Source organism: Pseudoxanthomonas sp. LjRoot127 (genome assembly GCF_964253495.1).
Classification (GTDB): domain Bacteria; phylum Pseudomonadota; class Gammaproteobacteria; order Xanthomonadales; family Xanthomonadaceae; genus Pseudoxanthomonas_A.
Map to the genome: position 1 here is coordinate 1,282,473 of NZ_CAXUQR020000001.1, position 24,866 is coordinate 1,307,338.

22 protein-coding genes are annotated in these 24,866 nt (G+C 68.7%); 12 read left to right on the top strand and 10 right to left on the bottom strand.

The annotated features are described in order from the left end of the window. Positions 1-5: 5 nt before the first annotated feature. Complete coding sequence (locus ACSQ19_RS06125; protein WP_436000632.1) at positions 6-3,302, bottom strand: ankyrin repeat domain-containing protein; 3,297 nt, start codon at positions 3,300-3,302, stop codon at positions 6-8. After that, positions 3,295-3,552 carry a YcgL domain-containing protein gene (locus ACSQ19_RS06130; RefSeq protein ID WP_296278919.1) on the bottom strand — a complete coding sequence of 86 codons (258 nt, stop codon included), beginning with the start codon at positions 3,550-3,552 and terminating at the stop codon, positions 3,295-3,297. The genes ACSQ19_RS06125 and ACSQ19_RS06130 overlap by 8 nt, the downstream gene beginning before the upstream one ends. 163 nt (positions 3,553-3,715) lie before the next feature. On the opposite strand from ACSQ19_RS06130, the gene ACSQ19_RS06135 reads away from it, so the two are divergent. The 3 genes from ACSQ19_RS06135 to hemF are packed head-to-tail and all read left to right on the top strand — an operon-like array spanning position 3,716 to position 7,594. Continuing rightward, entirely contained in the window at positions 3,716-6,082 is a 2,367-nt protein-coding gene (locus ACSQ19_RS06135; protein ID WP_436000634.1) for a S9 family peptidase, read from the top strand. 2 nt (positions 6,083-6,084) lie between these two features. Beyond that, entirely contained in the window at positions 6,085-6,654 is a 570-nt protein-coding gene (locus ACSQ19_RS06140; RefSeq protein ID WP_436000636.1) for a hypothetical protein, read from the top strand. A 10-nt stretch (positions 6,655-6,664) separates the two neighbouring features. Then, the gene (hemF, locus tag ACSQ19_RS06145; RefSeq protein WP_436000638.1) at positions 6,665-7,594 is read left to right on the top strand and encodes an oxygen-dependent coproporphyrinogen oxidase; all 930 of its coding nucleotides are present in this window, start codon (positions 6,665-6,667) and stop codon (positions 7,592-7,594) included. A gap of 58 nt (positions 7,595-7,652) precedes the next feature. Here the strand turns inward: hemF and ACSQ19_RS06150 are convergent, their stop codons facing one another. After that, complete coding sequence (locus tag ACSQ19_RS06150) at positions 7,653-8,165, bottom strand: DUF421 domain-containing protein (RefSeq protein ID WP_296278915.1); 513 nt, start codon at positions 8,163-8,165, stop codon at positions 7,653-7,655. A gap of 368 nt (positions 8,166-8,533) precedes the next feature. Continuing rightward, positions 8,534-11,299, bottom strand: coding sequence for a DNA polymerase I (gene polA / locus ACSQ19_RS06155; RefSeq protein WP_436000641.1), 2,766 nt, complete (start codon positions 11,297-11,299; stop codon positions 8,534-8,536). A gap of 97 nt (positions 11,300-11,396) precedes the next feature. On the opposite strand from polA, the gene ACSQ19_RS06160 reads away from it, so the two are divergent. Continuing rightward, entirely contained in the window at positions 11,397-11,702 is a 306-nt protein-coding gene (locus tag ACSQ19_RS06160; protein WP_296278913.1) for a DUF2782 domain-containing protein, read from the top strand. Positions 11,703-11,712: 10 nt separating this feature from the next. Here the strand turns inward: ACSQ19_RS06160 and ACSQ19_RS06165 are convergent, their stop codons facing one another. The 4 genes from ACSQ19_RS06165 to ACSQ19_RS06180 form a co-directional block, all read right to left on the bottom strand. Next, positions 11,713-12,159 (bottom strand): universal stress protein, encoded by a 447-nt coding sequence (locus ACSQ19_RS06165; protein ID WP_296278912.1) that lies wholly within the window; start codon positions 12,157-12,159, stop codon positions 11,713-11,715. A 76-nt stretch (positions 12,160-12,235) separates the two neighbouring features. Next, complete coding sequence (gene uvrD / locus ACSQ19_RS06170; protein ID WP_436000644.1) at positions 12,236-14,437, bottom strand: DNA helicase II; 2,202 nt, start codon at positions 14,435-14,437, stop codon at positions 12,236-12,238. 48 nt (positions 14,438-14,485) lie between these two features. Further along, positions 14,486-14,983 (bottom strand): GNAT family N-acetyltransferase, encoded by a 498-nt coding sequence (locus tag ACSQ19_RS06175; RefSeq protein ID WP_436000646.1) that lies wholly within the window; start codon positions 14,981-14,983, stop codon positions 14,486-14,488. Positions 14,984-14,987: 4 nt separating this feature from the next. Continuing rightward, complete coding sequence (locus ACSQ19_RS06180) at positions 14,988-15,617, bottom strand: TIGR00645 family protein (RefSeq protein WP_299345562.1); 630 nt, start codon at positions 15,615-15,617, stop codon at positions 14,988-14,990. Positions 15,618-15,727: 110 nt separating this feature from the next. On the opposite strand from ACSQ19_RS06180, the gene ACSQ19_RS06185 reads away from it, so the two are divergent. The 3 genes from ACSQ19_RS06185 to ACSQ19_RS06195 all read left to right on the top strand — a co-directional run bounded on the left by ACSQ19_RS06185 (position 15,728) and on the right by ACSQ19_RS06195 (position 19,228). Further along, the gene (locus tag ACSQ19_RS06185) at positions 15,728-16,429 is read left to right on the top strand and encodes a glutathione binding-like protein (protein ID WP_436000648.1); all 702 of its coding nucleotides are present in this window, start codon (positions 15,728-15,730) and stop codon (positions 16,427-16,429) included. A gap of 116 nt (positions 16,430-16,545) precedes the next feature. Further along, positions 16,546-18,771 (top strand): DPP IV N-terminal domain-containing protein, encoded by a 2,226-nt coding sequence (locus ACSQ19_RS06190; RefSeq protein WP_436000650.1) that lies wholly within the window; start codon positions 16,546-16,548, stop codon positions 18,769-18,771. A gap of 25 nt (positions 18,772-18,796) precedes the next feature. Continuing rightward, positions 18,797-19,228 carry a cytochrome c oxidase assembly factor Coa1 family protein gene (locus tag ACSQ19_RS06195; protein WP_436000652.1) on the top strand — a complete coding sequence of 144 codons (432 nt, stop codon included), beginning with the start codon at positions 18,797-18,799 and terminating at the stop codon, positions 19,226-19,228. A gap of 57 nt (positions 19,229-19,285) precedes the next feature. Here ACSQ19_RS06195 and ACSQ19_RS06200 read toward each other — a convergent pair whose 3' ends face one another. Next, on the bottom strand, positions 19,286-19,747 hold the full coding sequence (locus tag ACSQ19_RS06200) for a hypothetical protein (protein ID WP_296278905.1): 462 nt from the start codon (positions 19,745-19,747) through the stop codon (positions 19,286-19,288). Between the two features lie 131 nt (positions 19,748-19,878). Between ACSQ19_RS06200 and ACSQ19_RS06205 the strand changes: the two genes are divergently transcribed. The 4 genes from ACSQ19_RS06205 (at position 19,879) to ACSQ19_RS06220 (ending at position 22,769) form a co-directional block, all read left to right on the top strand. After that, complete coding sequence (locus tag ACSQ19_RS06205) at positions 19,879-20,898, top strand: pteridine-dependent deoxygenase (protein WP_436000655.1); 1,020 nt, start codon at positions 19,879-19,881, stop codon at positions 20,896-20,898. A 72-nt stretch (positions 20,899-20,970) separates the two neighbouring features. Continuing rightward, entirely contained in the window at positions 20,971-21,219 is a 249-nt protein-coding gene (locus ACSQ19_RS06210) for a hypothetical protein (protein WP_299345547.1), read from the top strand. Between the two features lie 97 nt (positions 21,220-21,316). Further along, a complete protein-coding gene (hemB, locus tag ACSQ19_RS06215; protein ID WP_436000657.1) occupies positions 21,317-22,306 on the top strand; it encodes a porphobilinogen synthase in 990 nt (329 codons plus the stop codon). A 1-nt stretch (position 22,307) separates the two neighbouring features. Next, positions 22,308-22,769: a GNAT family N-acetyltransferase gene (locus ACSQ19_RS06220; protein WP_296278902.1), complete on the top strand. Its 462-nt coding sequence runs from the start codon at positions 22,308-22,310 to the stop codon at positions 22,767-22,769. A gap of 46 nt (positions 22,770-22,815) precedes the next feature. Here ACSQ19_RS06220 and ACSQ19_RS06225 read toward each other — a convergent pair whose 3' ends face one another. Then, on the bottom strand, positions 22,816-23,562 hold the full coding sequence (locus ACSQ19_RS06225) for an outer membrane protein (protein ID WP_436000659.1): 747 nt from the start codon (positions 23,560-23,562) through the stop codon (positions 22,816-22,818). Between the two features lie 309 nt (positions 23,563-23,871). Here ACSQ19_RS06225 and aroE point away from each other — a divergent pair, with 309 nt between their 5' ends. Further along, positions 23,872-24,720 carry a shikimate dehydrogenase gene (aroE, locus tag ACSQ19_RS06230; RefSeq protein WP_436000661.1) on the top strand — a complete coding sequence of 283 codons (849 nt, stop codon included), beginning with the start codon at positions 23,872-23,874 and terminating at the stop codon, positions 24,718-24,720. Positions 24,721-24,866 lie beyond the last annotated feature (146 nt).

The window sequence follows — 24,866 nt, forward strand, 5'->3', positions numbered from 1 at the left end:
GCGCGTCAGCCGCGGTCGCGGAGGAAGCGGGCCATCGATGCGCCGGCGCCCGGCGTGGCGGGAACGAATTCCGCCGCCACGTCGATGAATCCGCGCATCACCGCGATCTCGCGCGGCGTCCGGTTCAGCGTGTCCCGCAGCTCCGGATCTGCGCCTGCCCGCAACAGGCGGCTGACGACGCGCAACAGGCCGTGCAGCGACGCCAGGTGCAGCGGACCGAAACCGCGCGGATCCTGCACGTCCAGCGAGACGCCTTCGTCCAGCAGGCGTTCCAGGCCCGCCAGCACCACCTCTTCGTCGCACGCGGTCCCCGGTTCGGCGCGCGCGCCCAGCAACAGCAGCAGCGGCGTCACCGCGCCTGCCGCCATCGCTTCGGATTCCGCACCGGACAACAGCAGCGTATCCAGCAGCGCCAGCAACCGCGGCTTCTCGCGGGCGGTGAATCCGTAGAGCGCGGCGCAGTGCAGCGGCGTGAGGCCCTGCGCATCGCCGGCCTGCACGTTGGCGCCGGCGGTGATCAGGCGGGCGGCGATCTCCGGCAGGCCGAGCGCCGCGGCCAGCATCAGCACGGTCACGCCACCGGGCAGGCGGTATTCGATGTCGGCGCCGGCCGCGAGCAGCGCGCCGACGATCTCGACCTGGCGCATGCTCACCGCAGCCGACAGCGGCGTGGCGCCGGTATGGGCGGCACGTTGCGCGTCGGCGCCGCGCGCGAGCAGCAGCTCGACGACGGCCGTGAAACCGCCCCCCGCGGCGCGCAGCAGCGCCGTGCAGCCTTGCGCATCGGGAGAATCGACATCGAAGCCGAGATCCAGCAGGCGTCGCACGGCATCGCGATCACCGGCCATCGCCGCTGCCGGCAGGTCGGCGGGACGCAGCGCGCGCCGCGGCAGCGGCCAGAGGCGCCAGTCGAGCCAGTCGGCCAGGTCGCGACGCCCGCACGCCAGGGCGACGCCGAGCGGGGTCTGGCCATCGGCTGCACGCGCATCCGGCGAGGCCCCCTTCGCGACCAGGTGCTTGAGCGCCGTCTCGCGGCCCAGCACGGCGGCCAGATGCAGCGCCGTCATGCCGTGGCTGTCGCGCGCTTCGCGGTCCACGCCGATGTCGAGCAGGCGGTCGAGCACGCGCTGCCACCCCAGGCGCACCGCCAGGGACAACGCCGGATCGCCCTGCCCCGACGACGCGAACGGATCGGCGCCACGTTCCAGCAGGTCCAGGGCACAGGATTCGAGTGCGCGCGCCGCCTGGTCGTCCGCCGCGCAGGCCGCCATGAAACGCGCAAGACCGCCGGCGCCGGAAGGCGATACCCCGCGTGCCAGCAGGGTGGCCAGCGCGGGCTGGCCAGCGACGCCCTGTGCCAGCACGGCGAAGACCAGACTGTCGCCACGCTCATTGCGGGTGTCGGGGTCGGCGCCGTGGCGCAGCAGCCACGCCAGGCGCGCGGGCCGCTGCATGTCGGCGTCGTGCAGCAGTGCACCCAGTTCGTCGCGGGAGCACAGCCGCGCCAGCGCATCCAGACCATCGAACTGCCCGCTCGCCAAGCCGTCGCGCAGCAGCGCCGAGGGGGCACGGTCGGGCGGCGTCTCGTCGTCGGCCGCAGCGACGGCGGTGGGCAACGCGTAACCGGGATCGAGGGCCGACACCAGCGCCCAGCGTCCGGCTTCGGCCGCTGCATCGACCGCGCGCCGGCCTTCCGCATCGGCAGCGGCAGGATCGACACCCCATTCCAGCAAGCGCCTCACCAGCGCGGGCGAGGCATGGTCCGCGGTGCACGCCAGCATCAGGGCGTTGCGATGCCCGGCGTCGACGGCGGCGCGATCGGCGCCCGCGTCGGCCAGCTTTTCCAGCATGGCCAGATGCCCGCCGCGGGCGGCTTCCAGCCACGGCGTGCGCTGCTGGCTGTCGCGCGCATGCACGTCGGCACCCGCCGCCAGCAGGGTTGCGGCGATCTCGGCGTGGCCGGCGAAGGCAGCTTCGTGCAGGGCGCTACGGCGCTGCGCGTCGCGCGCGTCGACCTTGGCCTTGTGCTTGAGGAGCAACTGGACGCCCGCGGGGTCGTCCTCTTCGGTGGACGCAGCGGCCAGCAGCACCGGCTGCCCGCCCTGCGGGTCAGGGCGCGCACCGCGTTCGAGCAGGAACTTCGCCAGCCGCCAGTTGCCGGCCACGCAGGCGACGCCGAGCGGCGTCAGGCCATCGTGGTTCAGTGCATCCAGTTCCGCCGCCGCGTCGCGCAGCAGTGCCACCACGCCGGGGTCGGAACTGCGGGCAGCGTGGTGCAGCGGCGTGTTGCCATCGCCGTCGGCAATGCGAGGGTCGGCACCGTTGGCCAGCAGGGTCGTGACGGCATCGGGGCGGCCATGCCAGCTGTCGCGCGTCGCCGCCAGCAGCGGAGTGACGCCGGCATGCGCGTGGTTGAGGTCGACCCCGTGGGCGATCAGCGTGCGCAGCAGCCGGAGGTCGGGCAGTACCGCAGCGAGGGCGCCGAGGCTGCGCTGGTCGCGCGCGCCTTCTGCCGGCAGCGCATGCGGGTCCGCGCCGGCGTCGATCAATTCCAGCGCGCGCTCGACGCGGCCGGTCCGCGCGGCGTCGAACAGCGCCTGCTCCAGGTCGGTCACCGGTCCGGCGGAGACCGGAACCTCCGCGAAGGCGTCGACGTCGACATCGCCGTCGGGCATTTCCACCACCGGCAGGACGCCTGCCCCCTGCAGCCGTTGCACGCCCAGGTGCAGGAGCGGCAGGGACACGGCGTAGACGATGGCCGCCACCACGCGCGCTGCATCGGGCACCAGGCCGGGCCACGCCAGGCACAACCCGCCGCCTACGGCGAGCGCCAGCAGCGTCGCCACGGCCAGCCCACGCCAGGCATGGAAGTCGCGCTCGACCAGCCCGCGCCAGTGGGCCGACAGCGCTCCGCCGTCGCGCTCCAGCCCGTGCCACAGTGGCCATGTGCGCCAGAGTCCCACGATCACCGCGCCGACCACCGCACTGACGCCCAGCGCCGCCGGCAGGCTGCCGCTGTCGTGCAGCGAGGCCAGCGGCCAGGCCAGCAACGCGGCGCTGGCAGCGAACGCGATGCCCCAGGCCAGCAGCAGCGCGGGCAGGTCTTCCCGCCAGGCACGGGCCGGTGCCAGCACGCGCGTGCCGCGCAGCCACGACACGGCCAGGGCGATCGCCGGTTGTGCGAGGCAGGCCGCGATGGCCGCCACCACGCCACCGGTCCATCCCCCCAGCGCCGCCAGCAGCACGCCCGCCAGCAGGGCAGCGACGGCGACGGGACGGGTCTGCAGGCGCGACTCAGGCATCGGCACGGACGCGCGGATCGGACGGCGGCGGAAACTGCACATGGAATCCGCGCGCGGCCAGGTTCTCGCGGACGACGGCGGCATCCTCGCGCGCCAGTTTCCGGTCCGGGGTCAGGGCCACTTCGAGCACGAACGACAGATCGCCCAACTGAGTGCGCAGCGGTTCCGGCACGAGGGTGAATCCATCGCGCGTGGCCAGGTAGACGAACGTGTCGGCCTTGCGCTGGCTCTTGTAGACGTAGGCTTGCATGCGCGCGTGTCGCGCCCCGCGTATGGACAAGCGGAGATTGTGCGGGAAATGCGGTAGGCGCGAAACCCGCGCGCGTTGACGCCCGCGCATGACCATCGGCGGCCGGAACCGCACGACGGGGCTGGTAATCTTGCGCCCTTCACCTCGCACTAACGGATGCCCGATGCGCCCCGTCCTGCTCGCCCTGCTGCTGCCGCTCGCCCTCGCGCCGTCCGCACGCGCACAGACCACCGCACCCTTCACGCTGGAGCAGGCGATGGCGGAGCCGGACTGGATCGGCCCGCCGGTCGAGCGCGCCTGGTGGTCGTGGGACGGCAAGCAGGTCCAGTACGACCTCAAGCGCGACAGCAGCCTCGTGCGCGATACCTTCGAACAAGCGCTCGATGGCGGCGCCGCGCATCGCGTCGGCGACGACCGGCGCGCCGGCCTGGATGCCGCCAGCCCGGTGTACGACGTCCATCGCCAGCGCATGCTGCTGTCGCGCAACGGCGACCTGTTCGTGCGCGACCTGCGCAGCGGCGCATTGACCCAGGTCACCCGCACCAACGACGCTGAGCAGCAGGCACGTTTTGCCCACGACGGCGCGGTGATCTGGCGCGCGGGCTCCACCTGGTACCGCTGGACGGCCGGCGCCGGCACCACGACCTTCGCCGAACTCAAGGCCGAGCGCGATCCGCTGGCGCCGCCGAAGGCCGACGCCCTGCGCGCGCAGCAGCTGCGCACCCTCCGCACGCTGGCCGACGACCGTGCCCAGCGCGAAGACGCGCAGAAGCAGGCGGAGGCGTGGCGCAAGGCCGACCCGACCCGCGCGCCCGCACCGGTGTACCTCGGCAACGACGTGGAGATCGAAGCGAGCTCGCTGTCGCCGAATGGCCGCTGGCTACTGGTGGTGACCCGCAAGAAGGGGGCCGACCCGGGACAGGCCGGCAAGATGCCCAAGTACGTGACCGAATCCGGCTACGAGGAGTTCCAGGACGTGCGCACCCGCGTGGGACGCAACGCGCCCCTGCCGCATGCGCTGTGGCGCGTGGACCTGGCCGACGGCAGCGTGAAGCCGCTCGCGTTCGATCCGCTGCCCGGCATCGACAGGGATCCGCTCGCCGCGCTGCGCAAGAAGGCCGGCCAGGAGCCGCTGAAGGGCAACCGCGACGTGCGCGTGGAGAACGACAGCGACGGCGGTGCCATTGCCTGGACGAACGATGGCACCCAGGCCGCGGTGCAGATCCATGCGGTCGACAACAAGGACCGCTGGATCGCCACCGTCGACCTGGCGGGTGCCCGCCTGCTGCCGCGCCATCGCCTGAGCGACGAGGCCTGGATCAACTGGGGCTTCAACCAGTTCGGCTGGCTGCCGGACAACCGCACGCTGTGGCTGCTGTCGGAAGAGTCCGGCTACTCGCACCTCTACACGGCGACGGGTTCCGAAAAGTTCCGCGCACGCACGTCGGGCAGGTGGGAGGTCTCCGAGCCGGAAATCGCACCGGACGGCAACGGCTTCCTGTTCCTGTGCAACCGCGCCTGGCCGGGCGACTACGAAGTCTGCAAGCTCGACCTCGCCAGCAACCAGGTGCGCGAGGTGACCGCGCTCGACGGGGTGGAGAGCTTCAGCGCGTCGCCGGACGGGCGCCAGCTGCTGGTCCGTCACTCGCGCAGCTATACGCCGGCGCAACTGTCCGTGGTCGGCATCGAAGGCGGTCAGGCGAAGCCGCTCACCGACACCCGCACGGCCGCCTTCAAGGCCCGTACGTGGACCGAGCCGGAATACGTGCAGGTCCCGTCGAAGCATGGCGCCGGCGTGGTGTGGGGCAAATACTACGGTCCGAAGACCATGGAGCCGGGCAAGCGCTATCCCATCGTGATGTTCGTGCACGGCGCGGGCTACCTGCAGAACGTCACCGCCCGCTATCCGAACTATTTCCGCGAGCAGATGTTCCACCACCTGCTGGTGGAGCGCGGCTACATCGTGCTCGACCTGGACTACCGGGCCAGCGAGGGCTACGGTCGCGACTGGCGCACCGCGATCTACCGCAACATGGGCCATCCCGAACTCGAGGATTACCTCGACGGCCTCGACTGGCTGGTCGCGCAGAAGCAGGGCGACCGTGATCGCGCCGGCATCTACGGCGGCAGCTACGGCGGCTTCATGACGTTCATGGCGCTGTTCCGCGAACCCGGCACCTTCAAGGCCGGCGCCGCGCTGCGCCCGGTGGTCGACTGGACGCAGTACAACCACGAGTACACCAGCAACATCCTCAACACGCCCGAGCTGGATCCGGAGGCGTATCGCACCTCGTCGCCGATCGAGTATGCCGGCGGCCTGCAGGACCACCTGCTGATCGCTCACGGCATGATCGACGACAACGTGTTCTTCAAGGATTCGGTGGTGCTGACGCAGAAGCTGATCGAACTGCGAAAGGACAACTGGGAACTGGCGGCCTATCCGCTGGAACGCCACGGATTCACGCGATCCGATTCGTGGCTGGACGAGTACAAGCGCGTACTCAAGCTGTTCGAACAGACGCTCAAATAGCGATGCGACCTGACCCGGCCCACGCGACAGGCTCGCCCTTCGTCACTGTCACGGCGAAGGTATCGATCGTCATCGGCATCGCCGCCACCCTGTACGCCGTGGCGCAACTGATCGCGGCGCTGGTCCTGCTGGGGCCGGTGGATATGGAGGCGGTGCGCGGCTTCCTCGCGACGCGATCGGTCCCCGCCGCCGCGGTGTGGATACTCACCCACCTCACCGCGATCGCCGCCGGCTTCCTGGCGGTCTCAGCGGCTTTCCTGGCCGTGTCCTTCGGCTTGCTTCGCCGCCGCGCATGGGGCTGGTGGGGCTTCGTGGCCTTCATGGTGGCCGGTGCCGCACTCAATTTCGCCGGCATTGCCGCCCTCGAGGCCGTGTTCGCCTGGGTGCAGGCGTTGCCGCCGCAGCCGGAGATGGAACGGATGCGGGCCGAACTCGCCGCGCTGCGCGTGGTCTCGCTGGCCACGCTGTGGGTGAGCGCCGTCGTGTTCGCGGCCCTGCATGGCCTGCTCGTCTGGCAGCTGTGCAGGCCCGATGTGCGCGCGGAATTCGGGATGCTGCGACCACCCCGGTAGAATGCGGGCCATGAACGATTTTTCGCCTGTCCGCGATTACCTGACCGACCTGCAGGACCGCATCTGCGCCGCCATCGAAGCGGCCGATGGCCACGCGCGATTCCATGAAGACGCATGGTCGCGGCCACCCGGCGACGCATCGCCCATCCGCGGCGGTGGCCGCACGCGGATCCTGCGCGACGGCGCCGTGTTCGAGCAGGCCGGCATCGGATTCTCCGATGTGTCGGGCGACCGGCTGCCTCCGTCGGCGTCGGCACATCGCCCTGAACTCGCAGGCGCATCCTGGCGCGCAGTGGGCGTGTCGCTGGTCTTCCATCCGCGCAACCCACACGTGCCGACCACGCACGCCAACGTGCGCCATTTCCGCGCCGAGCGCGATGGCGAAACGGTAGCGTGGTGGTTCGGCGGCGGCTTCGACCTCACCCCCTTCTATCCGGTCGACGAAGACGTGCGCCACTGGCACCGGACCGCGCGCGAGCTGTGCGAACCGTTCGGCGGACAGGCCCGCTACGACGCGCACAAGCGCTGGTGCGACGAGTACTTCTTCCTCAAGCACCGCAACGAGACGCGCGGCGTGGGCGGGTTGTTCTTCGACGACCTGGGCGAGGATCCGGAGCGCGACTTCGGTTACCTGCGCGCGGTGGGCGACGGTTTCCTCGATGCCTACCTGCCGATCGTCGCATCGCGCAAGGACGTCCCCTACGGCGAACGCGAGCGAGCCTTCCAGCTGTACCGGCGCGGCCGCTACGTCGAATTCAACCTGGTCTACGACCGAGGCACGCTGTTCGGCCTGCAGAGCGGCGGGCGGGCCGAATCGATCCTCATGAGCCTGCCGCCGCTGGTACGTTGGGAGTATGGCTACACGCCCGAGGACGGCAGCGATGAGCAGCGGCTGCTCGACTACCTGCGCCCGCGCGACTGGCTGAACGAACTCGCCTGAGCTTGTTCTTGTGGGAGCGACGTAAGTCGCGAAGGTTTGCCGGGATCGCGATCGCGACTTACGTCGCTCCCGCACCGGGGATCTCCGGCTGCCGGCCCACCACCGTGATATGCCCGTTGTTCTCCAGCACCGCCAAGCGGATGTCGGCCATGTCCAGGCAACCCGCTTCGCGCATCGCTTTCTCGAAATCCTCCCGGCTTATGAGCTCGCGGCGCAGGACGTTCCGATAGACCTGTCCGTCGCGTGCGAGCAGCACGGGCGATCCTTCGACCCAGCGCTCCACCTTCGCCGATCGCGCGGAGGCCAGGCCCACGATCCAGTTCAGCGCGATCAACGTGGCGGCCAGCAACAGGCCGCCGCCCACCGAGGTGTCATCGCCAAGCAGCGCGTTCTGGACGGCATTGCCGAGCAGCACCACCAGCAGCATGTCGAACGGCGTGAACTGGCCCATCGTTCGCTTGCCGGTCATGCGGATCATCGACAGCAGGATGAAGTACACGACGCATGCCCGCAGCACGAAGGCCCACCAGGGCATGGCCATGTGGAACATCTCGGCGAACGTCGCGCTCATGCATCACCCGGTGGCGGAAGGTTGCGCGCACGGTAGCGCACGCGGGCGCAGCGGACGACGGGCAATAAAAAGCCCCGCAGACCAGGGGGGGGTCGGCGGGGCCAGGGGAGCGGGACCTGGGGAGGGGTCGTCGCTCCGGGGGAGATCGCTCCAGGGGAAGGGAGAGATCAGTGACAGACGTTGCATCTGTCACGGGGCTATATGACCACTCCGGACATGGATGGTTCGTGAAGATTCCGGTTAAAAAACCGTAAGATTCAGGAGTAATTCATTTTATTGAACTGGTCGGTATACAAATATACCTGACAGGGTTTTCCTGAACTTTCCGCAAGTGCATGTTCCGGAAGGGAAAGCGTTTCCAGGCCGGGCTAATGCGACTCTTCCCAGTTGTCGCCGACGCCGCTGTCGACGACCAGCGGAACGCTCAGTTGCGCGGCCGCCGCCATGCGAGCCGTCGCTTCCTGCAGCAGCTCGGGGACAAAACCGGCATCGGCTTCGAACACCAGTTCGTCGTGCACCTGCAGGATCATGAGCGCCTGTCCGCGGTGATCCGCCAGCCATGCGTCGACGCCGATCATCGCGCGCTTGATGATGTCCGCCGCCGTGCCCTGCATCGGCGCGTTGATCGCCGCGCGCTCGGCGCCGGCGCGCTGCCCCTGCGTTCCCTTGTTGATGTATTCCAGGTACAGGCGGCGACCGAAGACCGTCTCGACGTAGCCGAGCTCGCGCGCCTGCTGCCGCGTGCGCTCCATGTAGTCGCGTACGCCCGGATACCGGCTGAAGTACAGCGCGATGTAGTCCTGCGCCTCGCCGCGGCCGATGCCCAGCTGCCGCGCCAGGCCGAACGCGCTCATGCCGTACATCAGGCCGAAGTTGATCGCCTTCGCGGCGCGGCGCTCGTTGCCGGTCACGTCCTCGAGCTTGCGGCCGAACACTTCCGCCGCCGTCGCCTTGTGGATGTCGGCGCCGGACTCGAAGGCGCGCACGAGTCCCGGGTCCTGCGACAGGTGGGCCATGATGCGCAACTCGATCTGCGAGTAGTCGCAGGCGACCAGCTTGCGCCCCGGCGGCGCCACGAAGGCCTTGCGGATGCGCCGGCCATCCTCGGTGCGGATCGGGATGTTCTGCAGGTTCGGATCGGTGGACGACAGCCGCCCCGTCGCGGCACCGGCCTGGTGGTAGCTGGTGTGCACGCGACCGGTGTCGGGATTCACCATCTCCGGCAGTTTGTCGGTATAGGTGCTGCGCAGCTTCGCCAGGCCGCGGTACTCCAGGATCACGCGCGGCAATTCGTGCTGGTCGGCGATGGCTTCGAGCGCTTCTTCATTCGTGCTGGGCTGGCCGGTCGGCGTCTTCACCAGTACGGGCAGCTTCAGCTCGTCGAACAGCAGCGCCTGCAACTGCTTCGGCGAATCGAGATTGAAGGTGCGCCCGGCCAGCTCGGTCGCCTTCTGCTGCGCGGCCAGCATGCGCTTGGAGAGGTCGCCGCTCTGCCGGCGCAGTTCGTCGGCGTCGATCATCACGCCGTTCGCCTCGATGCGCGCCAACACGGGCACCAGCGGCATTTCGATGTCGCGGTACACGCGTTCCAGCCCGGGCTCGGCCATCAGTCTCGGCGCGATCGCGTGATGCAGCCGCAGGGTGATGTCGGCGTCCTCGGCGGCATAGCGGGTCGCGTCATCGACCGCCACCTGGGAGAACGGAATCTGCTTGGCGCCCTTGCCGGCCACGTCTTCGTACTTGATCGTGTCGTAGCCGAGGAAGCGCTTGGCCAGGCTGTCCATGTCGTGGCGGTTGCTGCCCGAGTTCAGCACGAAGCTCTCAAGCATCGTGTCGTCGGCGTAGCCCTGCACCTCCACGCCGTGGCGGCGAAGCACGTGCAGGTCGTATTTCCCGTGCTGGCCCAGCTTGCGCTTGCCGGGATCGGCCAACACCGGCCGCAGCGCCGCCAGCACGCCCGCACGGTCGAGCTGCGGCGGAGCACCGGGATAGTCGTGGCCGACGGGCACGTAGACCGCCTTGCCCGGCTCGGTGGCGAAACTCAGCCCCACCAGGGCGGCACGCATCGGGTCGAGACTGTCGGTCTCGGTATCGAACGCGAACGCGTCGGCCCGCTGCAGCTCGGCCACCAGCGCATCGAGCTGCGCCGGCTCGGTGACGGCGGCATAGTCGCCGGCCATGCCCAGCGCGGGATCGAGGGGTGTTTCGTCGACGGCGGCAGCCGCCACGCGACCGGTGCCGCGCGCGCGGCCCGGTTCCTTCTCGGCGACGGAGGCCGCATCAAGGGCGCCGCCTTCCAGCTCCTTGAGGGCCTGGTTGAAACCGTAACGTGCGTACAGCTCGCGGAGTTCGTCGACGTGGCGGTCGCGCAGCGGCAGCGTGTCCGGGCCGCCTTCCAGCGCCACGTCGGTCTTGATGGTCACCAGGGTGCGGTTCAACGGCAGGCGCGGCAGCGCGGCGCGCAGGTTGTCGCCGATCTTGCCCTTGATCTCGCCGGACCGCTCGATGATTGCGTCCAGCGTGCCGTACTCGCCCAACCACTTCGCCGCCGTCTTGGGCCCGCACTTCTCGACACCAGGCACGTTGTCGATGGCGTCGCCCATCAGGGCCAGGAAGTCGACGATCTGCTCCGGCCGCACGCCGAACTTCTCCACCACGGCATCCACGGAATCCAGGCGGCTGCCGCTCATCGTGTTGACCAGCGCCACGCCCGGACGGACCAGCTGCGCGAAATCCTTGTCGCTGGTGGAGATGGTGACCTCCATGCCCTGCGCCGCACCCTGCAGCGCCAGCGTGCCGATCACGTCATCCGCCTCCACGCCGTCGACGCGCAGCAAGGGGAAGCCCAGCGCCTGGACGATGCGGATCATCGGTTCGACCTGCGCGCGCAACTCTTCCGGCATGGGCGGGCGATTGGCCTTGTAGTCGGGATAGAGTTCGTCGCGGAACGTCGGGCCGCTGGCGTCGAGCACGAAGGCCACGTAGTCCGGTTTTTCCTTCAGCGTGGCGCGCAGCATGTTCACCACGCCGAACAGCGCGCCGGTAGGCTCACCCTGTGCGTTGGTCAGCGGAGGCAGCGCATGGAACGCGCGGAACAGGTAGCTGGAGCCGTCGATCAGTACGAGTCGTGTCATGCCGGCATTCTACGCCCCGCCCTTGCGCGCGGCGTCACGCGCCCACCCTCGCATTGGGCGCATAATCGGGACGTCATTCCCCCGACCGGACGCCACCATGAACCGCATGACGAGCCTCGCCCTGCCGTTGTCCTGCCTGCTGGCCATGGCCGGTTGCGCCTCGACAGGCGGCGGCAACCCGTCCGACATCGACCTGGCCAACGCGCAGGTGGCGGTGCGCACGGAAAAGAACGGCGACACCATCGAGGAATACCGCGTGGCGGGCAACCTGCGCATGGTCAAGGTCACGCCATCGCGTGGCGCGCCCTATTACCTGTACGACTCCGACGGCGACGGCCGCCTGGACAAGAGCAAGGACAACAGCGACATCTCGCCGGTGTACTGGAAGCTCTACGGCTGGTGAGCCGCCGCGTTCAGCGGATGACGAGCACCGGCACGCCGCAGCGGGCCAGCACTTCGCTGGTCTGGCTGCCCAGCAGCAGGCGGCCCAGCGCGCGGCGCCCATGAGAGGCCATGACGATCAGGTCGCAGCCTTCGCGTTCGGCAGTGTCCACGATGGCCTCGGCCGCATAGCGGTCGGCAACGTGCAGCAGGTGCGGGTCGACGCCTGCCGCCTGCGCCTGCGCGGTGACGCCATCGAGGACCTTGCGGGCGGCCTCCTCGCGCGCTTTCTGGAAGTCCGGTAGCGAGGTCGCCACCGCGCTCCAGCCCAGCGCATCATCGAAGCCGGTGCTGATGGGTTCGCTCACCGTGAGGACCGTCGCCCTGGCCTGCAGCTGCAAGGCCAGGGCAAGGCCATGCTGCACGCCCTTGCCTGCCAGCTCGGAACCGTCGGTCGCGATCAGGATATGCCGGTACATGGCCGCACCTCGAGGTGATGGAGTGCGGCCATTAGACGCCCTGCCGGCGCAACGCGCCGTGATCTGGATCAATCGCCTAGACCGCCTGCAGGTTGGCGTAGGCGAGCACCAGCACCTTGGGACCGACCTCGGCGAAGTTCACGTGCACCAGCGTATGCGCCCCGCTGCCCTCGTAATCGGTGACCACGCCCTGGCCGAACTTGGCGTGCGTCACCATCTGCCCGAGCTTCATGGAAGGCGACTCGATGGACGCGTGGCCGGCCACCGGCCGTGAAGCAAAACCCGGGGCGGCACGGCTGACCTGCACGCGCGGGCGGACTTCGTTCAACAGGTTCGCGGGGATCTCGCGCAGGAAACGCGACGGGATGCCGTACATGTCCTGCCCGTGCAGGCGACGCGCTTCGGCATAGCTCAGCACCAGCTTCTGGCGCGCGCGGGTGATGCCCACGTAGGCAAGCCGCCGCTCTTCTTCCAGCCGCCCGCTTTCGTCCAGCGAACGGTTGCTGGGGAACAGGCCCTCTTCCAGCCCTGCCAGGAACACCAGCGGGAACTCCAGGCCCTTGGCCGAGTGCAGCGTCATCAACTGCACGCCGTCCTCGCCGGCGTCCACCTGGCCCTCGCCGGCCTCCAGCGCGGCATAGGACAGGAAGGCGACCAGTTCGCTCATGCCCTCCTGCACGTCTTCCTCGACGGCGACGTCCTCGCGGCGCACGAAGCGGGAGGCGACCGACACCAGTTCGTCGAGGTTCTCGGTACGCGATTCGGAATCGAGGCCGCCGCGGCTTTCGCGTGCCCAGTGCTCGCGCAGGCCGGAGCGCGCAAGCACGTGGTCGACGCGCTCGGCCAGCGTCATCTCGGCGGTTTCCTCGGCCAGCTGGTCGACCAGCGACGCGAACGCCGCCAGCGCGTTGCGTGCGCGGCCGGCGAGGTCACTGCCCTGGGCCGAAAGCACCGCTGCGCCCCACAGCGACACGCGCGCGCCGCGTGCCAGACGGCGGACTTCGTCCAGCGTGCGCTCGCCGATGCCGCGCGTCGGCGTATTCACCACGCGCTCGAACGCCGCGTCGTCGGCACGGTTGGCCATCAGGCGCAGGTAGGCGAGCGCGTCCTTGATTTCGGCGCGCTCGAAGAAGCGCATGCCGCCATATACGCGATACGGCACCTGTTCGGACAGCAGCGCTTCTTCGAAGGCACGCGATTGCGCATTGCTGCGATAGAGGATGGCGGCATCGCCGAGGCTGCCGCCGTCGCGCACCCATTGGCGGATGCGCTCGACCACGAAGCGGGCTTCGTCCATCTCGTTGTAGGCGGCGTACAGGTCGATCGGCTCGCCGTCGCCGGTGTCGGTCCACAACTGCTTGCCGATGCGGCCCGGATTGTGCGCGATCACCGCATTGGCGGCACCAAGGATGTTCGCGCTGGAGCGGTAGTTCTGTTCCAGCCGGATGGTCCGGGCAGAGGGATAGTCGCGCAGGAACTGCTGCATGTTCTCGACTTTCGCGCCGCGCCAGCCGTAGATGCTCTGGTCATCGTCGCCGACCACGAACACGTGCCCCGTATCGCCGGCGAGCACGCGGACGAACGCATACTGGATGGCGTTGGTGTCCTGGAATTCGTCCACCAGGATCTGTCGGAAGCGCGTGCGGTAATGCGCCAGCAATGCCGGCGTATCGCGCAGCAGCTCGTGCGCACGCAGCAGCAGTTCGGCGAAGTCGACCAGGCCGGCGCGGTCGCAGCGTTCCTGGTAACCGGCATAGACCTGCCGGCGCACATCCAGCCAGTCGTCGTTCGGCGCGGGCTGGATGTGTTCCGGTCGGCGGCCTTCGTCCTTCTGCTCGTTGATCCACCAGGTGAGCTGCTTGGGCGGATACTTGCCTTCGTCCAGCTCCATCGCCTGGACGACGCGCTTGACCAGGCGCTGCTGGTCGTCGCTGTCCAGCACCTGGAAGGTCTCCGGCAGCTTGGCTTCCTGCCAGTGCAGGCGCAGCAGGCGGTGCGCGAGGCCGTGGAAGGTGCCGATCCACATGCCCCGACTGCCATTGCGCAGCTGCACGTCGGCGCGCGCGCGCATCTCGCCCGCAGCCTTGTTGGTGAAGGTGACCGCGAGGATCCCGTGCGTGGGGACGCCATGGACTTCATTGAGCCAGGCGATGCGGTGGGTCAGCACGCGGGTCTTGCCGGAGCCGGCGCCGGCCAGGACCAGGTAATGCCCGGGTTCGGCGGAAACGGCGTCGCGCTGGGCGGGATTCAGGTCTTCGAGCAGGTGGGAAACATCCATCCGCGCATTTTACGGCCTGCGGCGGCCCAAACCCTGAGACGAAGGCGTTCAGGCCAGTTCGGCGACCTGCATGGAGACCTGCTTGCGACCGTTGTCCAGCCACTGGCGACCGGCTTCGACGAAGCCGTGGCGCGCATGGAACAGACGCGAAGGCTCGTTCGGCGGCACCACGTTGAACTCGCAGGTGACGCGCGGGATGCCGCGTTCACGGGCGAAGGCGAACAGGTCGGCATAGAGCCGCGACCCCAGGCCGTGCCCCTGCGCGGCTGCATCCACTACGATGCGGTCGACGTAGAGGAAATCCGGATAGCGTCCGGCGAACCACCCGAAGTTGTCGTTGCGGTAATCCGCACCGGCACGCATCGCCAGCAGGAAGGCGACCACGCGACCGTCGAGCGTCGCCACGCGGAGACAGTCGGACAGGGACGCCAGGTGGCGCAACCTGTCCACATCCATAGGGCTGGTGTGGCGGACCTCAGCTTCGTTCAGCGCGATGATGGCGGCGTGGTCGCCATCGTTCGCGTCACGGATCACGGGTTCCGCCACGGGGTCAGTGCGCGGCGTGCTTGGGCGTCGCGCTGTTGCTCATCAATCTGTCGGTGTAGGCGATACCGATTGCCGACAGAATGAAGATGGCATGGATGATCGTCTGCCACATCACGCCGGTCGGCGTGAAGTCGCTGCAGGTCTTCGCCGCCCACCCGGCCACCTTGGCCGCCTCCGCCGCAGCGAACGCAGCCGGCGTACCACATAGCGGCAGGCCACCGAGGGCGCTGGCGCCGATGAAGGTCTTCAGCAGATGGATGGACGAGATGCCGATGATCGCCATCGCCAGCTTGACCTTCAGCACCGATGCGTTGACGTGGCTGAGCCATTCCGGCTGGTCGGGGTGCTTTTCCAGCCCCATGCGCGACACGAAGGTCTCGTAGCCGCCGACGATCACCATCATCAACAGGTTGGAGATCATCACTACGTCGATCAGCCCCAGAACCAGCAGCATGATGTCCTGCTCACTCAGGCTGGTCGCGCCGTGGACCAGATGCCACAGTTCCTTCAGGAACAGGACCACGTACACGCCTTGCGCCACGATCAAGCCCAGGTAAAGCGGCAGCTGCAGCCAGCGCGAACTGAAGATCAGGGCCGGCAGGGGTCCCAGGCGCGCGGATTTTGGTTCGGTCATGTCGGGAACAGTGCTTTCCAAGGATGCGGCAGGGTAGCGGCCGGATTTGACGCTGCCAAGTCTGCAGGCCGGTCTAGACTCGGAGGCCTCCCCACCCTGCGGACCCCGCCATGATCGACCTGTACTACTGGCCTACCCCGAACGGCCACAAGATCACGCTGCTGCTGGAAGAGCTGGCCGAGGCCGGCGCGAAGCTGGACTATCGCATCGTGCCGGTGAACATCGGCAAGGGCGACCAGTTCAAGCCGGACTACCTTGCGTTCTCGCCCAACAACAAGATGCCGGCCATCATCGACCATGCGCCGGCCGACGGTGGCGAGCCGATCAGCGTGTTCGAGTCCGGTGCCATCCTGGTGTACCTGGCCAACAAGACCAACCGCTTCTTCGGCAACGACACGCGGCACAAGGTGGCAGTGAACCAGTGGCTCATGTGGCAGATGGGCGGCCTGGGGCCGATGAGCGGGCAGTACGGCCACTTCACGGTGTATGCGCCCGAAAAGATTCCCTACGCCATCGACCGCTACACCCGCGAAGTGCAGCGTTTGCTCGGCGTGCTGGACACGCAGTTGGCGAAGCATGCGTACGTGGCCGGCGAGGATTACAGCATCGCCGACATGGCGATCCATCCGTGGATCAACGCTTACGACAAGGCGCCGTTGGATATGTCGCCCTATCCCACCCTGCAGCGCTGGCATGCGGAGATCGCCGCGCGCCCTGCCGTGCAGCGCGCGTACGCGCTGAAGACGCAGGTGAATCCCGATGCGGGCAAGCCGCTGACCGACGAGGAGCGCAAGCACCTGTTCGGAAGGTAGCGTGCGCCGTGCGCACGATGCGCGGTGCCGGATCCAGAGGTCGTGCGCATGGCGCACGCTACGGTTCGCGGGTGCAATAATCCGGGCCTGACCGGCCCCGCCGCCCGAGAAATCCGATGCGCCTCGCCCTGTTCGCCCTGATGACCCTCGCCACCGCCCTGCCCGCCCACGCCGAGAAACTCACGCTGGAAGCCATCACCGGCAGCGCGCCGCTGTCCGGACCGACGCTGACCAAACCGCAGGTGGCGCCGGACGGATCACGGGTGACCTTCCTGCGCGGCAAGGACAGCGACCGCAACCGGCTGGACCTGTGGGAGTACGACATCGCCAGCGGGCAGACGCGCTTGCTGGTGGATTCGTCGGTGGTGCTGCCGGGCGAGGAAGTGCTGAGCGACGAGGAAAAGGCGCGCCGCGAGCGCCAGCGCATCGCCGCGCTGTCCGGCATCGTCGATTACCAATGGTCGCCCGACGGCAAGGCACTGCTGTTTCCGCTGGGCGGCGAGCTGTACTTCTACGACCTGGCCAAGACTGGCAAGGACGCGGTGCGCAAGCTCACGAACGGCGGCGGCTTCGCCACCGATCCGAAGATCTCGCCGAAAGGCGGCTTCGTCAGCTTCATCCGCGAACGCAACCTGTGGGTCATCGCGTTGGCCGACGGCAGGGAAGTGCAGCTGACCCGCGACGGCAATGACACCATCGGCAACGGCGTGGCCGAGTTCGTCGCCGACGAGGAAATGGACCGCCACACCGGCTACTGGTGGGCACCGGACGACTCGGCCATCGCCTTCGCCCGCATCGACGAGGCACCGGTGCCGCTGGTGAAGCGCTATGAGGTCTATCCCGACCGCACGGAGGTCGTCGAACAGCGCTATCCGGCAGCGGGCGATGCGAACGTACTGGTTCAGCTGGGCGTGATTGCGCCGAAAGCGAGTGCCAGACCGCAGTGGATCGACCTGGGCACCGAGAAGGACATCTACCTGGCCCGCGTGGACTGGCGCGATCCTCAGCGCCTGACCTTCCAGCGCCAGTCGCGCGACCAGAAAACGCTCGACCTGATCGAGACGACGCTGGCAACCGGCAAGCAACGCACGCTGGTGACCGAAACGTCGAAGACTTGGGTGCCACTGCACAACGCCTTGCGCTTCCTGAAGGACGGACGCTTCCTGTGGTCGTCGGAGCGCGATGGATTCGAGCATCTTTACCTCGTATCCGAGAACGGGACTTCGCTGTCGCAGCTGACCCGCGGTGACTGGGTCGTGGACAGCCTGCTGGCAGTCGACGAGGGCAATGGCCTGGCGTACGTCAGCGGCACGCGCGATGGCGCCGCGGAAACCCACGTCTACGCCGTGCCGCTGACAGGCGGCGAACCGCGCAAGCTGACGCCTGCTGCGGGCGTGCACACGGCCAGCTTCGCCCGCAATGCCAGCGTCTTCGTCGACAGCTGGTCCAGCGACACGACGCTGCCGCAGATCGAACTGTTCAAGGCGGACGGCACGAAGCTGGCGACGCTGCTGGAGAATGATGCCGTCGACGCCGGGCATCCGTACGCCAAGTACCTCGCCGCGCACCAGCCGACCACGTTCGGCACGCTGACGGCGGCCGACGGCAAGACGCCGCTGCACTACAGCCTGATCAAGCCGGCCGGCTTCGACCCGAAGAAGAAGTATCCCGTGGTGGTGTTCGTCTACGGCGGCCCTGCCGCGCAGACCGTCACCCGCGCCTGGCCCGGCCGCAGTGACGCCTTCTTCAACCAGTACCTGGCGCAGCAGGGTTATGTGGTGTTCTCACTGGACAACCGCGGCACCCCACGCCGTGGCGCGGCGTTCGGCGGCGCGCTCTACGGCAAGCAGGGCACGGTGGAAGTCGACGACCAGCTGCGCGGCGTCGAATGGCTGAAGGCGCAGTCCTTCGTCGATGCAAAGCGCATCGGCGTGCACGGCTGGTCCAACGGCGGCTACATGACGCTGATGCTGCTGGCCAAGCACAGCGAAGCGTATGCCTGCGGCGTGGCGGGCGCGCCGGTGACCGACTGGGCGCTGTACGACACCCACTACACCGAACGCTACATGGACCTGCCGAAGGCGAACGCGGCGGGCTACCGTGGAGCCAGCGTCTTCACCCACCTGGGCGGCCTGCGCTCGAAGCTGCTGCTGATCCACGGCATGGCCGACGACAACGTGCTGTTCACCAACTCCACCAAGCTGATGAGCGAGCTGCAGAAGCGCGGCACGCCGTTCGAACTGATGACGTACCCTGGGGCCAAGCACGGCCTGCGCGGCAGCGACCTGCTGCATCGCTACCGGCTGACCGAGGATTTCTTCGCCCGTTGCCTCAAGCCCTGATTCCACTCACCCCGGGAGCACTGCGATGTCGACGCCCGTCCCCGCCCAGCCCGGTTGGTGGCAACGCAACTGGAAATGGTGCGTGCCCGTGCTGGGTGCGCTGCTGCTGGCGCTGTCTGTCGCGGTCGTCCTCGGCGGCGTGGCGCTGCTGCTGGGAGCGATCAAGTCCTCGGGCGCCTATCAGCATGCGCTCGCGCGGGCACAGTCTGATCCTGCCGTCATCGCTGCGCTCGGCGAACCGATACGTGCGGGCTGGTTCGTGCAGGGAAACATCAGCACCAGCGGAGCCAGCGGTGACGCCGACCTGGCGATTCCCCTCGACGGCCCGCGCGCGGATGGCACGCTATACGTGGTGGCCGAAAAACGCGCAGGCGAATGGCGCTACGAGACGCTGGCAGTGAATGTCGACGGCGGCGAGCGGATCGTGCTGGAGGGCGAGTCGGCCACTTCGCCCTGATCCCTGAAATGAAGAAGGCGGCCGTCCGCCGCCTTCGTTCGGGCGTTCTGGCTCCGACTAGCGCTTCGCCGCCGGCTCCGGCACCACGATCGACGCATCCACCGGCGTCCCCGGCGGCACGTAGATCGCGACGCCCGCGGCCTGCTTCTGCGTGGTGGGGATGCCCATGCTGACGCCGCCGCCGGAGTGGCGGCCGTAACTGCCGGCGCCCACCGACATGCCGACCGGCGAGCCACTCGAGCCCACGCCGATCAGCACCACACCGTTGGCGCCGAGGGCGGCGGCTTCGCGCTTGAGGCGCGCCACGGCGGCGTCGGTCTGGCCCTGGGTACCGAAACCGACCGCGCTCTTCGATTCCAGCTGCGCGATCTCCAGTGCGCCGGCCGGTGCCGTGCGGTAAACCTGCACCTGCGACGGATCGATGGCGGGGCGTGCCTGCCCCAGCATGACCTTGGAACTGCTGGCGCACCCGGCGGCCAGCAGCATGGCGAACACGACGGGGATGGTGCGGAACGTCATGACGGCTTCTCCCTGGGAACCCCGGCGATCTTCCGCCGCATGCCCTGAATGTTGGCACAGCCTGCGCCTGCCGGGCGTGACGGGATGGGCGGGTTATCATTTCGCCCCGACATGCCCCTGTTTCCCGCACGATGAGCTCCGCTCCCGACCGTCCCTCCGCGCCGCAGCGGTTGGCCGTCGACTACATCCACGCGCCGACACCCCATGCGTTGCTGGGCCTGCCGGAAACGCTCGCCGTGTTCGGTTTCGGCGCCCTGGCGCCGGTGACGTCGGCTATCGAAGATCCCCGTTACCTGCGCGTGCCGTTGTCGCCGCTGCGCGAAGCCGCCGCGCCCTTCGAGGTGTGGCGCGCGGCCGGACCCGTGGCCACGGGCCGGGACGGCGCGGTGCGCTACAGCCACGATGGCACCCTGATGTTCGGCGCAGTGGAGTGGGAAGAGCCTGCGGGCGGCATCCTGCAGGCCAGCGCCCATGCCTATGCGGCGATGGCGGCGTTCTGGCGCCAGAGCGGCTATCCGCACCTGCTGCGCATCTGGAACTACTTCGACGCCATCACCGACGGCGACGGCGATGCCGAGCGCTACCGGCAGTTCTGCGTCGGCCGCGTGCAGGGCCTGGGCGAGGTCGACACGCGCGTGCTGCCAGCGGCGACCGCGATCGGCAGCCGCGATGGCCGGCGCGTCCTGCAGGTCTACTGGCTGGCGGCGCGCGAGCCCGGCCTGCCGCTGGAAAATCCCCGTCAGGTCAGCGCGTATCGCTATCCGCGGGAATACGGCCCGCAATCGCCGACCTTCGCGCGTGCGCTGCTGCCACCGTCGCCGCGCGTGCCTCTGCTGCTGTCGGGTACGGCCAGCATCGTCGGCCACGCCTCGCAGCATGCCGATTCGCTGCGCGCGCAACTGGATGAAACCCTGACCAACCTCGACAGCCTACTCGGTGCGGCGCGCGAGCATGCGCCGTCACTGCCGCCGCACATGGATGCGAGTTCGCGGCTGAAGGTCTACGTGAGCGATGCCGGCGACGCCGAGGCGGTGGCCGCCCAGCTGGAAGCGCGCCTCGGCACGCGCGTGCCTTGGCTGATGCTGCACGCCGACGTCTGCCGGCGGGAACTGCTGGTCGAGATCGAAGGCATGCATGGCGTGACGGGTTGAAGCCGTCGTTGCTCGTCCGCATAGTGGGTCCATGAGGCGCCACGTCGCGCGCCGTGTCGGGGAGCATGTGCGATGGGACTGATCAGCCTGCTGTGGGGCATCGTGGCGATGATCCTGATGATCCTCGCCCTCATTCCGCTGCTGGGGGCCGCGAACTGGCTGGTGATCCCCTTCGCCGCCGTCGGCGCGATCATCGCGGCGGTCGGCATCCTGTTCACGCGGACCGGGAATCGCGGCCGCGCCAAGGCCGGGCTGGTGCTGAACGGCATCGTCATCGTGGTCGGCATCATCCGCCTGTCGCTGGGCGGCGGCGTCATCTGAGGCCCTCGCGGACGCAGCGTTCCGCACTGCGACCGCCTGTCGCAGGCCCGCCCGCGGGACACCGGCGTATCATTCGCCGCTCTGCCAGGAGCCCGTGATGGCCTACCCCTACACCCGCCCGCGCCGCATGCGCCGCGACGAGTTCTCGCGCCGCCTGATGCGCGAGAACGTGTTGACCACCGACGACCTGATCTATCCCGTGTTCGTGCACGAGGAGAAGGGCCGGGCGCCGGTGGCGTCGATGCCGGGCGTCGAGCGGCTGTCCATCGACGAACTGCTGCGCGTGGGCGAAGAAGCGCTGGAACTCGGCGTGCCGGTGCTCGACCTGTTCGGCGTGCCGGACCCGGCGGCCAAGACCGCCGACGGCCGCATCGCCTGGGACGAGGACGGCATCATCCCGCGCGCGATCCGCGCGCTGAAGGCGCGCTTTCCCGAACTGGGCGTGATGACCGACCAGGCACTGGACCCGTACACGACGCATGGCCAGGACGGGTTGATCGACGACACCGGCTACATCCTCAACGACGAGACGATCGAGGCGCTGGTGAAACAGTCCCTCGCGCACGCCGCCGCCGGCGTGGACATCCTCTCGCCCAGCGACATGATGGATGGCCGCATCGGCGCGATCCGCGAGGCGCTTGAGAAGGCCGGCTACATCAACACCCGCATCATGTCGTACGCCGCCAAGTACGCCAGCGCGTTCTATGGCCCGTTCCGCAGCGCGGTGGGCAGCGCCGGCAACCTGGGCAAGGGCAACAAGTTCACCTACCAGATGGACCCGGCCAACTCGAACGAAGCGCTGCACGAGATCGCGCTGGACCTGGACGAAGGCGCGGACATGGTGATGGTCAAGCCGGGCCTGCCGTACCTGGACGTGATCCGCCGGGTGAAGGACGGGTTCGGCGTACCGACGTTCGCGTACCAGGTCAGCGGCGAGTACGCGATGATCAAGGCCGCCGCCGCGAATGGCTGGCTGGACGAGAAGGCCTGTGCACTGGAAGCACTGACCGCATTCAAGCGCGCGGGCGCGGATGGCGTGCTGACCTACTTCGCGCTGGATGCGGCGCGCTGGCTGCGGGCCAACTGACATGATCTCTGTCGTCATCCGCGATGCGCGGCATGACGATGCGGCCGAACTGGCACGCCTGTGCACGCTGCTCGCCTATCCGGTCGACGTCGCTGCCATGGCGAAGCGACTGGATAGCCTGCTGGCGTCGCCGACACATGCCGTGAGGGTCGCTGCGTCGCCGGACAACGACCGTCGCCTGCACGGCATGGTGGCGGCGGAGTGGCGCCTGATGATCGAGTTCGGCATGCGCGCAGAAATCACGGCGCTGATCGTGGACACGCAGGTGAGGCGTTCAGGACTGGCACGACGGCTGGTGGACGCGGCCTGCGAGTGGATACGACGTCAGGGCGGCAAGGATGTCTTCGTCCGCTCGAACATCCTGCGCCCGGAGTCGCATGCGTTCTATCCGTCCGCTGGCTTCGCGCTTGCCAAGACGCAGCATGTCTACGTGCGGCAGCTGGAGACATCCGTCGGGGCATAAAAAAACGGGAGCCTGCCGGCTCCCGTTTCTGTTTTCTGTTTCCGGATCAGAACCGCGCTTCGACGCCCAACGTCACCGTGTCGGCGCGGTTGAAGTCGCAGTCGTAGGTGTAGTCCTCGTCGCAGTCGCTGTCGTAGTAGTCGTCCGCGTAGACGAACGCGGTGTAGCCCAGCGTCAGGTTGAGGTGGCGGTTGATGTCCACTCCCACCGCCAGGCCGGCATAGCCGCCATCGGTGGAGAAGTCACCGCCGCCCGGAACGTCCTGTTCCGCATCGAAATAGCCGCCCCGGACCATCATGAACCACGGGCTGTCGCCGAAGCTCATGCGGGCGTTGGCGCCCAGCGCCTTGTACGTGGCCTTCGGGTAGCGCCAACCGCCGTCGGTGGTTTCGTCCAGGCGGCCCGCCGACAGCTCGACGCCTACCTGGGTCCAGGGACCTGCCTGCCAGCGGTAGCCCGCGCTCATCGCCAGCGCATCCTGCTCGACATCCTCGTAGATCCATCCCTGGCCCACCTGGGCGCCGATGAAGAACCCGCCGTTGTCCCGTCCCTCGCGGACAGGCGCGGGTGCGGCGTACGGTGCGGGCGCGGCATGGGCAGGCGCCGGAGGCGGTGCTGCGGGCGCCACGGGCGCGGCAGGCGCCGGGGTGGTCGGCGTCACGGGCTGGGCGGGTACAGGCGGCGGCGTTTCCTTTTTCCGGAACGCGTCGTAGGCCGGCGAGATCGATTGCGCTTGCGCGTGCAGGGCGAAGGCCGCCAGCGCGAGCGGCAGGCAGCGGAGCAGAGGCTTCATGAGGTTTTCCCTTTCGGTGGTGGTGGAATCCCCGCGTCCTTGCGGTACCGGCGGGGCGGATCGGTGAATCGTGAGCATCCTTGCCGGAAGCTTGCGCGCGGACTGCGCGCTCCGTCGTCGGTCGACGCAAGGCCCGCAGTGACAGCGTTTCGATGGGAGGCGACCGGTACTCCCCGTCCGGCCTGCCGTCGCCTCGATCCCTGGCGCGCCCTCTTCGGCGGCGGCACGGTGCAGCGCACCGTCGCGCCTGTCAAGCCGACGCGGGCGCGCGTAGACTGCGGACAACGACTGCAGACGGGGATCCGCACCATGACAAGCCAGCGCTACGCCGTCTTCGGCCATCCCGTCGCCCACTCGCTGTCGCCGCGCATCCACGCCGCATTCGCGCAGCAGGTCGGCATCGCGCTGGACTACACCGCCATCGACACCGCACCGCACGATTTCGTCGCGACGCTCGACCGGTTCGCGGGCGACGGCGGCATGGGTGCGAACGTCACCCTGCCGTTGAAGGAAGCCGCTTTCGCGATCTGCGCGCAGACCAGCGATCGCGCGCGGCGCGCCGGTGCGGTGAACACGCTGACCCGCCGCGACGGCCAATGGCACGGCGACAACACCGACGGCGCCGGCCTGGTGCGCGACCTGACCGGCCGCCACGGACTGGACCTGCGCGCGCGGCGCGCCCTGCTGCTCGGCGCCGGTGGTGCGGCGCGCGGCGTCGCGCCCGCCTTGCTGGATGCCGGCATCAGCGAACTGATCATCGTCAACCGGACCGCGGAACGGGCCGATGCCCTGGCCGATGCGCTGGGCGAACCGGATCGCGCGCACTCCCGCTACTGGGACGACCTGCGCGATCTCGGCGACTTCTCGCTGATCGTCAATGCGACCTCCGCCGCGCGCCAGGACCAGGGTGCGTTCTCCCTGCCGTTCACCCTGGCCACCCCGCGCACGCTGGCGGTCGATCTCAACTATGGCGAGGCCGCGATCCCGTTCCTTGCCTGGGCCCGCGCGGCCGGTTGCCACGATGCGGTGGACGGGCTCGGCATGCTGGTGGAGCAGGCGGCCGAAGCGTTCGAGCACTGGCACGGCGTGCGCCCGGAGACCGATGCGGTCTATGCCGCGCTGCGCGACAAAGACAAGGTGCTGGTGACGGCGGATTGAAGGCTGGCCTGCTACGCGGACTCGCATGCGGAGGGCTGTTCGCGCTCTCGTTCGCTGCGTCGGCGGACGACGGCGCCTCCACTCTCGCTCCCCCACTGAGCGCGTGGGTCGAGATTCCCGTTCCGCCGGAGGCATCGCACGAAGAT